We start from the raw sequence: 14,022 nt of genomic DNA on the forward strand, positions 1-14,022 counted from the left end.
TTTTTCGCAACTGATGCGGTGATATCTCCTTTAAGCAAACCTTCCGTAACTAAAAGATTATCAACCTTACTCATAAGGTTAACTTTAGCCTTGCCTTCATCCGAAAAATGTGCTTGTTCTAAAATGTCATCAGAATAAGCAAAATGGGGAAAGGACTTAGCACTTGTTCCCTCTGGCTTATATGCTGACGATACAAAGACATATTTTTGCCCTTTTTTAAACGTCAACTCAAGTCCAGAACGAAGTTTAACACTAGTTTCCTTAGTTGTCCCACTTGCTAGTTCGTGTGATGAACCTTTAGCAAACACATACCAATCGAAACTTCCATCTTCATTTTGGAAGACCTTAGCAGTACGTGCATTTCGTCCCTCTTGAAAGGCTTCGTTTACTTTGGCTTGATAACTAACGTTATCAAGACGTACTTGAAAACCTACAATTTGTCCCCAAGAATTGCGACATGGAATTAGGATTCCATCTTTTGATTCAAAAATAGGACATTTTGCGTTTTCGTTCCAATAGAAACCAGGAACTCCACGCCAAGCATCTTTAGGAAGACCATTTGCAACAAAGAGCTTTTCCCAAATAGTTGCTGGGTGAGATACTGTTGTATCAACCTGCTTCTGACGTGTTTGCTTTGTTGATGAAGCATAGCCACGCAGTGCAATAGTCTCAACAGAAAGACCTCGTTCTGCACTTGTTAAGTGCTTGACATGGTCCTTAGTTAATCCCAACACATCAATCACAAGAGAATTAACCTTGTGAAGTGTTGAGATACTTGCCAAAGGCTGACTTTTCCAACTAGGTTCAAAAGCCACCTCTTTCGCTTTTTTAGGGTCCAATTCATAAATTGTCCCAGCGCTACCAAATTGTGGTTTGTCTGGGTCAATCTTTCTAGCACAGACTGCTTTGGTCTGGTCTGCGAACACCAAACACCAATCTGGTTTTCCACAAATAGGACAAGGGTAATCTCGCCCAACACGAATTAACTCTTGATTTCCAATAGTGATCAATTTTGTCATTTTTTTCTCCTTAAATAATATTTTTGTTGTAAAAGTGACCTTGGAAAGCCTCGAACACCTGTTCGTAGCCCTCCTCCGTATGCCGACAAGTTAGAGTTGGGAACACCTGTTCCTCATCTCTAATCATCGAGATGTCGCCTTCCTTTCTTGTCCGTCTACCCAAACTCAAAACAAAAAAGCATAACAAAGAAGCCGGCAAGCCTTGTCTCAAAAAACAAGGTTGCGCGTGCCTATGGCAAACCATAGGATAAACTTCTCGTTATGCTTAGTTGCTAATAACGTTTGTTGTAGCCTTTCAAAAAACTGAAGGCAAATTATCTCGTACCTGTTATAAGCGTTAAACCTCTTCTTTCTGTCTGATGGCTTAACTGATAGCTAAAAGCGAGTACGCTCCCTTTTAACCCATTATAAAACATGGTATGCCTATTGCTGGGACAGAACCAGTAATGACATCTCCTCCTCCATGTTTCCTCTTTTCTTTAGTCACGTGACCAAAGGTTCACCGTTAGAGGTGGTGAAAAAAAGATATAAATTAAAAATTTATGTCTTTAGTATAGCAAAGAGCAACTAACATTACAAGTTTATCGTTATTCGAAATTATAACTTTATATACTACTTTACATTACATCATATACTATACATAGTATGTCGTTTACAACATATTATGTATAGTACACCAATCATAATAAGCGAAGTATAAACGTCATGAAAAAAGAAATACAAGATACATTGTTAAACTATGTATCTTGTATAGTAAACTACCTAGAACAATATTTATACTAATTTTAAATATAACTTATTACCCAATAAGAACATATTCATATGTAGTTCTTTTATGTATCGTACAATATACATCATCTATTATTTACTATATACGATAATAGATTGTACTATACATTATACAACTTACATAATGTATTGTGTATCGTGTTGTAATACAATTCTTCTTATTTATTATATTAAAAGAACAGATGTAAGATATACGATATAATACCTAGGGATACATTATCTAACAATGTATTCTACATCGTGTATAGTACACTATAAAAGTTTTGCTTTTTTGCACTGCACTATATATAGTAAGGTTATGTATAGTGTAGTGTGTAATATTAGAATGGAATATCGAATATACAATACACTATACATCAATATACTATGTATTATATATGTTAGAGAAGTACATAGTGTATTGATATTTTATCATACATAATACATAGTGTATCGAGCATTATTCATATAGAATTTTGGTAATATGTTATATACTTTCCTTTTGAAATAGTATATAGTAAACGATGTACTATGTATCAACTAATGCGTAAAAATCTGATTATCAATTGTTTGGTATATACTATACATAGTGTATCTTGTATTATTTACGATATATCTTACATAATACTTGCTATTAAAATTCTATATGGTATACTTTAAATAGTTAATTATATGTATCGTTTTGTTATACATAGTGTATCGTACATAATGGATTGAAAGGAGTTTATATGGTTGCAACTACAGTCATAACGATGGCCGAGAAAGGAGGATCTTCAAAAACAACATTATGTGATTTACTGGCTCAAGCTCTAGGAGACGCTGGCTATAAAACTTGTGCAGGAGATCTTGATGGTCAATGCAATCTTACTACAGCGACAGGAGTAAACGCAGACGAACATAAAGGAATTTATGAAGTACTAAAAAAAGAAGTAGAAGTAGCTGATGCCATTGTGCCAGTTGACGGTTATGATTTGCTTCCTGGAAGTAAGCTTATGAAAAACTGGGAGAGTGAAGCATCAGGACTAAAAGATAGAGATTTTCGTTTAAGAAATGTTGTGCAAGATGTCAATGACTACTACGATTTTGTACTTTTTGATACACCTCCTTTTTTTGGTGTTTCTACAACAAGTACTCTTTTTACAAATTCGAAAGTTTTCGTTCTCATTCCTACAACACCTGATAAGTTTGGGGTTGAAGGTGTAAAAGATACAATCGAAGATATTGAAGCTGTTCAAGAAGGGTTCTCTTTCTTTGGAATTGATATTGTTATAGCTGGAATCGTTATAACACAGGTTGATAAAGGGCCGGGCTTTGGTAAAAAATCAATTAAACAAATCAAAGCAAGAGAAGCAGTAGCAGAACTTGAAGAAATTGCTGAAGAGCATAATACCAAGGTTTTTGACCAATACTTGTTTAATAATAAACAATACAAAGATATGATTGCTAATCAAGCAAATGTTTTCACAAATAGTGGCTATAGCATCCCTAAAAAACAAATCACAAATGTTATGAATGAACTAATTAAGACGATTGGAGAACACGATGCCGAAAAAGCTTAATACAATCCAACAAAGAAATTTTAATAACCTTTTAACGGCTGTTGAATCAAATGACCGAACAACAGCTAAAGAATTATTTGAACTCTTTTTTAAAGGGAAAGAAATTGAAGAAGTAGTAATTGATAAACTTAAGGAAAAGCATGATATTGCTTATCTAACTGAAGAAAGTGTAGAACCAAAAAAAGCTGCTGTTGCCCCTAAAAAAGTAAACGATGTCACTCAGAAAAAAGAAAAAAAGAAACTTCCTACAAAACTGGAACCAGCTAAAACAGTGGAAGAAAAATCACGTGCAAATCTCAATATGACACAATTATCAATGTCACGTTTTTCTGCATTAAGAGCTGTTTTAAACAAAAAAGACCTTAAAGGAGAAAATGGCAATTATCCTAAACGCGGTGGATCTGATAAGCTATTCACTGAAATGTTAGACCATGTGTACCAACTTCTAGACCCAGAACAAAAGGAATTGTTTAACACATTGGTAGAAACTGAGATGAGTTTTAAGTAGGAAAACTTTATTTTATATCATACAAAAGTGTAGGTGTTTCTACACTTTTTCTTTTTTATATTAGTTGTAACTTTTTTTAAAGAATATTTTGATTTTAAGGTTTCAATTATGATTAAGAACTTTTAGTAATAATAGTTTAAATAGTATTAAGTAGTATTAAGTGGTTAATAGTAGTAACTAAGTAGTTAATTATAGTTTAAGTAGTAGGTCTCCTGAAACCCTTGATATTACTGAGCTAAGCCTACCTTCATCATATAAAAGTGTATGTATATCCTACAAATTGGTAGGTATATCATATAACTTTGCATGAAAGTCATACAAAGTTGTATGTTAAGTCTACATAAGTGTATGTATGTCATATAAAATTGCAGGCGTATCCTACAAAACGGTATGTATATCCTATAAAGTTGTATGTTAAGTCTACAAAAATGCATGTATGTCATATAAAATTGCAGGTATATCCTACAAAATGGTTGTAAATTTTAAAAAATACTATGAAAATCAGAATATTAGTGATATAATGTCATACAAAAGGGTTGTAAATTAATATTTTTATACCCTGTCACATATTGCAGTAAGTAATTAGCTTGTAGTAAAATAATTACTTTTATTTAAAATACAACCAAAATGTATGATGAATGAACTAAGAGAGGTAGAAGCATTTGGTAGAGAATAGAGAGTTCAGAGAGATCATCAAATATGATAATAAGTTTACCCAAATGTTCCAACTTGGAGACCTTTCACCTCTTCAAGAAAATATGATTTACTCTATATTTGGTGAGTTGCGAGATATTTATGACGAAAATGAAGCAGCAATATTTTCTTATTCGAGTCTGGCAATGCTAGCAGGAAATACATTTTACAGCTCTAGGGAACAAAAAATTGTTCCTAGGACTGGTAAACGCTTTGAAACTACAGTTGAGGAATTAGAGGAAAGAATGACTAAAATTGTATATCGCCATCCCGAAAAGGTTGTCGATGGCAAGGTAGTTTCTTACACCACCATTCCACTGTTCAAGACCTTTAGAGTAGACCATGAAAATAAACTGATTAAAATCCACTTATCTGATGCGGAATATACTGAGTATGAAGAAGTAACTACAGAAGATGGATCAAAAGTAAAAGTAGCGGTCAAGCGTACAGTTAAGGACCTTTTCAATAACCCAGAGTGGGGTAAAAAAGCTAAGTACATTCAGTATGGTCGTGACTACCATAATCTATTGAAGAGTAAGTATTCTAAACGATTATTTAGACATTTAGCAGATTGGCGTAAAACAGGCTTTGTAAAAGATACAGCTGAAGAGCTTGAGCAAGAAGTTTTGATTTTGGATAGTCCTAGTTTACTTCGTTCGAAAGGTACTAAGCTGCAGCAAGCAATGGATGAAATCAATACACTATTGGTTGATGAGCATGGACTCCCTGTGATACAAGATTTGACAGTAGAGCGAATCAGAAAAGGAAAATCAATTACCCACTATATATTTAGGTTTAAACCGTTCGATGACGATTTGAGACGTATTGTTGCAACAAACGATAAAGTCATTACCTTTGAGAAGAAGAAGGAGTTAGACTTCAAACGTAAGATGGCTATCGTGATGGAGAAATTCTACACTGTTTTTCCTAAAGGAAGCAAAGCTGACAACTACAATAATAAAAATCAACTCAAACGTTGGCTTGAAACAATGGACCATGAACTAATTATTGAGGCATTAGAAAGAACAGGAAGTGATGCAAACCGTACTTTCGGTTGGACAAGAACGTTGCTCAATAAATGGGAAGTAGCAGGATACACAAAACTTTCAGATTTGAGAGATAGTCATCCAAATAATAAGGATGAGCGCCCTTCAAATGTTCCAGACTGGTCTCAACCAAACTATGAAAATGTAACAGATGACAAAGACCGTCTAAGACTAGTAGTAGTAGCAGTTAAATCAGCAATTAAAATAGAACTCTCAAAGATGCCTGACGAAGATAATAAGGCGGATATTAAACATTTAGCAGATAAACTGTTACAAGAGAAGCTGTGGGAACTTAAAGATAAAGGTTTAGAGTCTCTGTCTGATAGCCGTTTTGAAGAGACAAGAGAACAACTGTTGACTGAAGTACTTGATAATTTTGAAGTATAACTTCAGATATATTTTTGTAAATAGATTATATATATAATAGCGATACACGATGTATCGCTATTTTTGTTTTAGAAATTTTTTCCTAGATAAATCTAAAATCAACATGCAATCTTGTATGATATAATAGGTCTAAAATGTAAATGGTAAACCTGTAGTTAATTGCTATCATTATTGAGAGGAGGAGAATTATGTCAAAACAGAAAGATAAATATCTAGCACTTAGAAGGCAATTACCAGATATTATAGATGAGTATATATCTTACCTTCAAGTAGATGTCGAAGAGCCTTCTCCCAAAATGGTTGAACGTTTGTCAGTGATCCAGAAATTTTTAAATAGCTATGCAATTACGATTGATAAAGAGGCTGTTTCCCTATCATTGACAGACTTAGAAAAATTACCACGAGAATTTGTTCAAAATTATTTGGCTAATTTGCGTCTGAAACCAGCAGGAAAAAGATTTATTCTCTATACTTTAGCAGCATTTTGGAATTATCTTACGAATACCTCCTTTACAATTGAGAGAGGAATGCCGTTATTTTATCGTAACGTGTTTAATGAATGGAAGATAGTTTACAAAGAGAGTTACCACAACATAATATATTCCGAATCAAAGAAGAAGACTATTTTGTATACGCAGGAAGAGCTCGAAGGGCTACTTGATTTCATGGCAAACAGTTATGTTACAACTCTACCAACTCAGAAAAAGGCTGATAATTGGGAAAAGGAGAAGGAGCGAAATATTGCTATATTTGCAATTATAATTGGTACTGGAGCAAGTACTCAAGAAGTTGTTAACTTGACAGTCAGGGATATTGATATGCGTAAAAAAGGTATTTGGGTTGTTAGAAACAACGAGAAACAGTTTATACGTTTTCTTCCTTTCACCATTCCTTACATAGCTCCATTTGTTAAGGAACGACGTGGACGCTGGGACTTAGACCCTTCTATACCGTCATTATTTTTAACCATGTTGAAAAAGCCTATGGGGAGAAACACAATAGGTCATTTGGCAAAGAACATTGGACATGCTTATGGTAAGGTAATAACTCCTAGCATTTTAAAAGACAGCCACGCCTCTATTGTTTATAAAGAGACAGGTGATATTAAGAGAGTTGCTGAAATACAAGGATATAGTTTAGATAAGAATCACCTAATAAGATTTATTGATTGATAGTATGAACTTATCTCCAGATTAGTCAAAAGGCCACTTAAGGTCTTTTTTATGTCACTGGGTTACGAATAGTGACTCCTAAGTCTATAATGAATTTATAGAGAATTAAGGAGGTCTTATGCTTAGAAAAAACAATGAAAAAAGAGGTTGTCTTGGCAGTCTGATTTGGATACCGATAGCTATTGTTGTTATGTTTTGTATAGCTGGATATGGTATGTCCCAAGGAATTAATGTACCTGGTATTTTATCTAGTGGCTTTAATGTTATTAGTAAAGGGGAGCATGCCAATTCAAGTGATGTCGGAAAATTATTTGGGAGATTTATTCCCAAGTCAGAATCTTCGGAAACAGGAAACAGTTCTTCTAAAACAAGTGGTGTAAAGTCTGATGCTTTCAGCTACAGTCCGTTGCCTTTTGAAAACCATAAGCTAATGGTCAATGGAGATTTGGATAGTCTTGGTAGAGCAACATATGGTCACATCAGACTAAAGTATTCGGACAAACCACAAGATGATAGGGAAAGTAAAATTAATGTTAATCCAGTCGGTTGGCATAACTATCGTTTTAAGTACGAAGATGAGTCTGGAAAAGTCAAAAAAGCTTATCTGATGAATCGTGGGCATCTTATTGGTTATCAGTTTTCTGGATTGAATTCTGAAATAAAAAATCTAGTACCTATGACGCGCTATTTGAATGCAGGAACGATGTCTGATAGTAAAACGGATGCTAATAATCCAAACGGTATGCTATACTACGAAAATGCACTAGCCAAATGGTTGAAGAAAAACCAAAATATGTACTTAGATTATTGTGTTGTTGCAAACTATACTGACAATGAGTTAGTACCTAGGACTGTAACGCTTTACTGGACATCCTTTGATGAAAATGGGACACAATATGGAGTTGAATTACCAGAAGCAGGATTAGCAACGAGTGATGGAAATGTGAGTTCGGTCACACTTCAGAATGTTTCAAAGAATGCTAATATTAACTACTTAGATGGTACAGCCACAAGTAATTACTAACATTGACTATAGAATGTTTTATGCTAAAATAAGAATCAGCGTAAGCGTTTGAACAACAAAAAGGGGGGTATAGCCTCTTTTTTGTTGAAATAATGGATTTTTAAAGATATCTCTTGATTTGTTGCTCTCTAGCCTTGCATTGATATCAAAAATCTATATAATAATAATTAAAACAGAGCCAGAAGAAAGGGTGAGAATTATGTTTATGATCTTGGTTCTATTACTAACATTAGCGAGTTTCTTATATGTTACCATCGGTATCGCCAAGAAAATCTTTTCAATTTTCGCCTTAATTACACCAATTGTAGTCTTGGGTGTTGGGCTTCTTATCGCTATGAATTAACAAAAGTCAAGGGGGGTCACTATCTTACAGGTAGTGACCTTTTTTGTTATGCTTTTAATGTCAAAAAAGACATTAAAGGAGAAACATATGAAAGCACTTAAACTTATAAGAGAGGACGGTTATGAGAACGTCCATTATGCTAGTTTAGGGGAGCAAAAATTTAAAACATTGGTTGTTGCAGATAGGAAAGATGAACAAGAACAATGGTTTGAGCAACCAGAAATTGAATGTGTTCCAGAAGAAGTTTCAGATATCATTCGAAACTATACACTCCCATATATTGATCTTGGAAATACTGAAGATGAGTATTTGTTAGAACAAGCAACTAATAAGGTTGTATCAGTTGTGGTAGAGAATGTACTTGAAACACAGCCATTTATTCCGAGAAATAGAAATGGTCGTCCTATCGGTGAAGGTGTCGCATTCTGCGATATGTTAGTAGGGCGTATCCAAAATGGAGAGCTTGCTGGAACAACAGTTTATATTAAGCAAACAGAATCTGGCTTCCGCCAACCAAAAGACTTCTTTAAAATGGTTGGGCGTATTTTCCCTTGCAAATTAACTGAAATTCATATCCAAACTATCGACAATTATAAACTAACTATTAATAACCCATCAAACTATGTTGTTGAAGGTAGTATTGAGTTAGCTGAGTGGTTAACTAATTACCAGCTTCTTCAGCAAATTGAAAAGAGTAAAGATAACTCTTCTCGTAATCGAGATAGAAAAAATATCTTGGAACGTACTCATGAAGGTATTGTATCTGCCGTGATTAACAATGGTAGCAATGCAGGTATCATGGTAATGACCAAAAAATTACAAACGGTATTTATTCCAAAACATAGGGTAAGTTATGAGTGTGATTCTTCATTTGTTAACCTAGACGAAGTAGTATCAGTCTTTGATAGGGTGGAATTTAAAATTACTGGGGCCAATACCCAAAAACCAAGTCCAAATCAAAGAGAACGTCACATTATCCATGACTATATTCGTATCGAGGGAGATATGAAAGTTCTCGAAGAAGCACCTCAAGATGCTTTGATTGAGATGATTGATAATAAGAAAGTCATAGGACGATTGTTTAAAGTGCGATTCATCAGTTTTGATCCACAGAGTCTACATACAGTAGAGTTGGTTGACTTTCCAGGTATCAAAATTAAAATGAAGGACTCAGGTTCTTTAAATCGAGTTCCTTTTAAGCAAGGAGATGAAATTTCAGTTGTTATTCAAGATGCTCATTATCGCTGGGTAGACGCAAATAGCAGGGGGCGTCGAGTGGCTAAAAAAACTGAAGAAGTGAGCAGTAATTCACAGAATACGGAAGAGAAAAAATGTCTGTTTCGTATCAAATCACGTTTCAATAGTTTCTATCCGAATCGTGTGAACAGTAAAATCTTATCAACATTTTTTACTAGTTGAGTCGCATATAGTTCCCTCTGAAATGGGAACTTTTTGTTTACGTTCGGAACAGAAAAATTTAACAAGGGGGGAACATGAATCATCACAATATCAATGCTATTGTCTATTATCTGATAGTCTTTATTAGGTATGTCTTACCTATTACCTTGGTCTTTATCGGTATCGGTAGGTGGAGTTATGCTAAATCTATCAATAATCCAGAGAAACAAATTATGGGAGTAAATTTTGCCTTAAAATCAATTTTATTCTTATATATCGTTACATTTATCCCTATTTTCATCATCTATGGACTCGCAATGATATCAAAGGGAGGCACACATAGTGGTGACTTCTCTATGATTAGTTTCGTAGAGGTCTTTACCCTAATAGAAATTCTAGCAGTTGGAATATTACCTGCATATGGTTTCATACAGGGATACATATATCACTATCAATGGTTGATTACAGAAGGTAAGAAAACAACAAGCTTACCTCGACGAAACCTATTCATTAGACTTGGAATAATAAGTCCGATTGCTATTGTTGTATTTATGGAAGTCTTGAAAAAAATGTTTGCTTACTAGAGAGGTGCTTTATGCGGAAGATCTTGAAATTATTTTTTAATCGTTATTATACAAATGGTAAGCGAACTATAGATATCTTACTTTTTTGTTGGCGAAAATATATTGATTGGGTATATCATATATCTTTTGGATTATTTGCTTTCAATATTATTATGTTTATCTTTAGATGGCGTTTGCCTAATTGGGTATTTATATCTTTATTTATATTTTTGTTCGTTAATATGGCTTTAGTTTTATACATTGGTGTATGGCACAGCAATGTTACAAGTCGTCAAATTTTCGTGTTATTTGAAAAATATGATACCTTGAAACGAGCAGAACGAAAGAAGATTATTGGTAAGTATGCTATAAGAGCAGCACTAGCAGCAGTACTTATATCTTCTGGATTATATGTACTAACAATCAATAACTTTATCTTATCCCTCATCAATCGTATGTATGATGTAGCAGATAATTATCTCAAATATATGCCCTGGTCGATACCAAATGGAAGTCAGACAGGTATTGTATTAAGTTATCATACCCTAAAACCCTTAATAGGAGCTGACTGGTTTAACAGTTTATTATTGTTGACTCCTATTGGAGCAATTGGTCTTATTTTTTATAATAGTTATGCGACTGGGATTGCTGAAAAAACCTATGAGAAACTTGTTGAGCAATGGCTAGGAGGACGTTACTTCCAAGACAGTGTATTAAGTAATATTGTTCATAATCAAGATGAAAAAGGTCAAGCGAATTTGGTTATGGGACTTAACTCTAAAACTGGAGAGCAAGTGATTTTACACGCTAATGAGAGGACTTATCACACTATTATCTTTGGTTTGATTGGTACCGGTAAATCGGCAACGATTCTGATTCCAGCAATGCTACAGGATATGGAAAATATGAAATACTATCTATTATCCTATCGTAAGTATTTGATGAAAGTAGATGAAGAACTGGAACAAGAATTCTTTAGCACTGAGTTTGAACGGAAGAAAAAAAGACGTGAATTGTTGGAGCAGTGGTATAACAATGGTTATGCTGCAGAGCTTACAAATGGTATTTATATGACTGAACCATCAGGTTCGATGTATGGCACAATTGTTAAGTACGCTCATAAAATGGGCTTCCCGGATGAAATGATTTGGACTCTAGATCCTACTAACCCAGGAACTGGTGCAATTAATATTTTGGATGGAGATACTACTCAGGTAAAAGGGGCTGTTCGAGACTTATTTAAACGATTTAGTGATCCAAGTGGGACTGGTTCTTCTTTCTTCCTTAACCAAGAAGGACAACTTACTGATAATATCATTACGGTCATTAAAGAGGTAGCGTTGATACCAGATGCCCCAATAAACTACATGTTAAAAGGTAAGTCTCCAACACTAACTGAATTCTCAAATATGTTACGTTCTAGTGATTGGATTGAGGCCTATATTGCAGTTTTTGAACAATTACTTAATCGAAAGAAAAGGCTTTTTGAAGAAACGTTGAAAAAGCATGAAGAGTTCTTAGAGCAGGAAAAAGAAAAGTGGTTAGAGGAATCAGAGTACAATCGTGAACACGAACAACTCTTTGATACTATTCTTAGACCAGAGAATGTTCATGAAGCTATAAACGCATTTAATGATGAAAGAAATAAACTTGAAAATCTCCAAAGTTCTTATGATTATTTCATCAATGCTCATCAATTAAATTCGTACACAGAGGAATATTATTATACCTTTGATGCTAACGTGTCTGGTCTAAAAGCAGTTATTGATGACCTTTCATCTTCACCAGAAATCCGTCGTGTATTTTTCTCTCAAAGTACCAAAGATTTAGATATTGTTTTAAAAACGGGTGGAATGATTTTGGTCAATTCTGCTAAAGGTGTTCTTGGTAAAGAAAAGTCTCGAATGGTAGCACAGATGGTAACATTAGTTATGCAAAATGCTGCTCAAAGACGTCTTCCAGATAAGTCTCCTTTCTTTGCTTTTTATGAAGATGAAAAGAATGGTTACTTGATGCCAGGTAATGATAGTAACTTCCTAGATGAGTCTCGTAAGTTCCATGTTCCAGTTATGCATGCTTATCAACATGACGAACAAATTAGGGATTCTATTGGCGAATCTGGGGCTGATGCAATCAAGATGTCTTATCGTAATGCCTTTACCTTCCAACAAACCTCAACAAAGGTTGTAGAGTTCATTAATCTACGTTCAGGAGGAAAACATTATGCTCTTAAAGAAACCAAACGTGCAGCAAACGATGATCTCCTAGCAGGGAATCAAGGGAACTCAAGTGCGACTTCAGAGGAAGTAGTAGAAGAAGATAACTTCACTGCTAGAGATGCAAATAACCTAGAGAAATTCCAAGTTGGTGGTGTTATCGTCAGTGATGATGAAGTCTCAAATATGATTTATTTGACAACATCTCCGCATTTTGAAATGGATATTTCAAAGGACTCTTTTGTCTCACATACACCTTTCAATAAGGTTTATGGGCTTGGAGAGGAAGAACCGGAAATTGCAAAAGCATACAAGTTGTGGAGAGCAGAAGTGATAGAATATTATGCTCAAAAAGAGTCTGAAAGTCACCTCTATGAAAGTGATTTTACTGAAGAAGAATGGCAAGCAATTATGGATGTTAAGGTACCAAATGTTGATAGTAATGTAAATGATACAGTTGGTAAAAAAGATGATTCCCCATCAGTTAAAAGAACAATCTTAGTCAACGAAAGTATGACAGAACATAGAGAAAACACTTCAATTAGAGAAGAGATGACAGAGGACACTGAGCAAAAAGTGGAGGTCGATATCTCTGAAATTCCACCAGTTGTTGAAGAAAAACAAACTGTAAATAGCAAAAATGATATTGGTGAGTTAGAGGATAAAGAAATAACTCAAAGAGTGATCCTAGCTCCATCATCTACACCCGAAACAGTCGATACTCAAAATATTCAAGCACCTAATCAAGAGTTTGAATTACCTCAAGAACTCTCTCGTGTAGCTCGTGAGAAAGCAACTAAAACTTTAAAAAGTAATGTAGAACAAATGGCTATTGATGAAGAAGAAGGTTTTTAGATAACATAAAAAGCAACGGATTTCCGTTGCTTTTGTTCTAATTTTGAGAGTCATTATATGTTTCTTTATTAGTCTTCTCAGCCTCCTTTCTTGCTTTTTCTGCAGCTTTTTTATTCTTAATTTCTTTCTTTACCTCTTTAACCTTATTTTGTGTTTCAACAACTAAATTATCAATAGATAAATCTGGATTTTCTAGTTTTTTCAATTCGAAATAGAGCTGACCTAGTTTATCAGTTTGTGATTTTTGATAGGCCTTAAGCTGTTCCATAGCATCTTTTTTTTGTTGTTCGTATGCCTCAATTTCCTTAATAAAATCTGATTCAGTTTTTTTGTTTTTTCCTGCCATAATTTGCTCCTTAATTATTAATTATATCTAATAGTATAGAGCAAGAATATTAAAAGTCAACCCATGTCACTCCCTTGAAAATAATCTATTCTAGGGTATACTGAACACTATAGCGACCTATTATA

General features: G+C 34.3%; 11 protein-coding genes. 9 read left to right on the top strand and 2 right to left on the bottom strand.

Annotation, left to right across the window (positions count from 1 at the left end; all coding sequences use genetic code 11):
* The coding region (locus O3670_RS08785) for a hypothetical protein (protein WP_371596014.1) at nt 1–1,019 on the bottom strand (1,019 nt) is incomplete at its 3' end.
* A gap of 1,496 nt (nt 1,020–2,515) precedes the next feature.
* Here O3670_RS08785 and O3670_RS08790 point away from each other — a divergent pair.
* The 9 genes from O3670_RS08790 (at nt 2,516) to O3670_RS08830 (ending at nt 13,551) form a co-directional block, all read left to right on the top strand.
* Nucleotides 2,516–3,346, top strand: coding sequence for a ParA family protein (locus O3670_RS08790; RefSeq protein ID WP_371596015.1), 831 nt, complete (start codon nt 2,516–2,518; stop codon nt 3,344–3,346).
* Nucleotides 3,330–3,854 carry a hypothetical protein gene (locus tag O3670_RS08795; protein ID WP_371596016.1) on the top strand — a complete coding sequence of 175 codons (525 nt, stop codon included), beginning with the start codon at nt 3,330–3,332 and terminating at the stop codon, nt 3,852–3,854. Before O3670_RS08790 ends, O3670_RS08795 begins: the two co-directional genes overlap by 17 nt.
* Nucleotides 3,855–4,516: 662 nt before the next feature.
* Complete coding sequence (locus O3670_RS08800) at nt 4,517–5,980, top strand: replication initiation protein (protein WP_371596017.1); 1,464 nt, start codon at nt 4,517–4,519, stop codon at nt 5,978–5,980.
* Nucleotides 5,981–6,168: 188 nt separating this feature from the next.
* Entirely contained in the window at nt 6,169–7,152 is a 984-nt protein-coding gene (locus O3670_RS08805) for a tyrosine-type recombinase/integrase (protein ID WP_371596018.1), read from the top strand.
* Between the two features lie 214 nt (nt 7,153–7,366).
* Complete coding sequence (locus tag O3670_RS08810) at nt 7,367–8,176, top strand: DNA/RNA non-specific endonuclease (protein WP_371596019.1); 810 nt, start codon at nt 7,367–7,369, stop codon at nt 8,174–8,176.
* A gap of 199 nt (nt 8,177–8,375) precedes the next feature.
* The gene (locus O3670_RS08815; RefSeq protein ID WP_002887149.1) at nt 8,376–8,519 is read left to right on the top strand and encodes a hypothetical protein; all 144 of its coding nucleotides are present in this window, start codon (nt 8,376–8,378) and stop codon (nt 8,517–8,519) included.
* 87 nt (nt 8,520–8,606) lie between these two features.
* Nucleotides 8,607–9,938, top strand: a complete 1,332-nt coding sequence (locus O3670_RS08820; protein WP_049553492.1) for a hypothetical protein — start codon at nt 8,607–8,609, stop codon at nt 9,936–9,938.
* Between the two features lie 74 nt (nt 9,939–10,012).
* Nucleotides 10,013–10,501, top strand: coding sequence for a hypothetical protein (locus O3670_RS08825; protein ID WP_049553493.1), 489 nt, complete (start codon nt 10,013–10,015; stop codon nt 10,499–10,501).
* Between the two features lie 11 nt (nt 10,502–10,512).
* Nucleotides 10,513–13,551 carry a type IV secretory system conjugative DNA transfer family protein gene (locus O3670_RS08830; RefSeq protein ID WP_371596020.1) on the top strand — a complete coding sequence of 1,013 codons (3,039 nt, stop codon included), beginning with the start codon at nt 10,513–10,515 and terminating at the stop codon, nt 13,549–13,551.
* Between the two features lie 37 nt (nt 13,552–13,588).
* On the opposite strand, the gene O3670_RS08835 is transcribed toward O3670_RS08830, so the two are convergent.
* A complete protein-coding gene (locus O3670_RS08835; protein WP_371596021.1) occupies nt 13,589–13,897 on the bottom strand; it encodes a hypothetical protein in 309 nt (102 codons plus the stop codon).
* Nucleotides 13,898–14,022: the final 125 nt, after the last annotated feature.

The sequence above is a fragment of the Streptococcus sp. 27098_8_74 genome (assembly GCF_041431705.1).
In the GTDB taxonomy this organism is placed as follows: Bacteria; Bacillota; Bacilli; order Lactobacillales; family Streptococcaceae; genus Streptococcus; species Streptococcus salivarius_E.

What these genes read in the sequence shown, in the direction of transcription:
- O3670_RS08790 (WP_371596015.1), top strand. Translation starts at nt 2,516, where the DNA reads ATGGTTGCAACTACAGTCATAACGATGGCCGAGAAAGGAGGATCTTCA.
- O3670_RS08795 (WP_371596016.1), top strand. Translation starts at nt 3,330, where the DNA reads ATGCCGAAAAAGCTTAATACAATCCAACAAAGAAATTTTAATAACCTT.
- O3670_RS08805 (WP_371596018.1), top strand. Translation starts at nt 6,169, where the DNA reads ATGTCAAAACAGAAAGATAAATATCTAGCACTTAGAAGGCAATTACCA.
- O3670_RS08810 (WP_371596019.1), top strand. Translation starts at nt 7,367, where the DNA reads ATGTCCCAAGGAATTAATGTACCTGGTATTTTATCTAGTGGCTTTAAT.
- O3670_RS08815 (WP_002887149.1), top strand. Translation starts at nt 8,376, where the DNA reads ATGTTTATGATCTTGGTTCTATTACTAACATTAGCGAGTTTCTTATAT.
- O3670_RS08820 (WP_049553492.1), top strand. Translation starts at nt 8,607, where the DNA reads ATGAAAGCACTTAAACTTATAAGAGAGGACGGTTATGAGAACGTCCAT.
- O3670_RS08825 (WP_049553493.1), top strand. Translation starts at nt 10,013, where the DNA reads ATGAATCATCACAATATCAATGCTATTGTCTATTATCTGATAGTCTTT.
- O3670_RS08830 (WP_371596020.1), top strand. Translation starts at nt 10,513, where the DNA reads ATGCGGAAGATCTTGAAATTATTTTTTAATCGTTATTATACAAATGGT.
- O3670_RS08835 (WP_371596021.1), bottom strand. Translation starts at nt 13,897, where the DNA reads ATGGCAGGAAAAAACAAAAAAACTGAATCAGATTTTATTAAGGAAATT.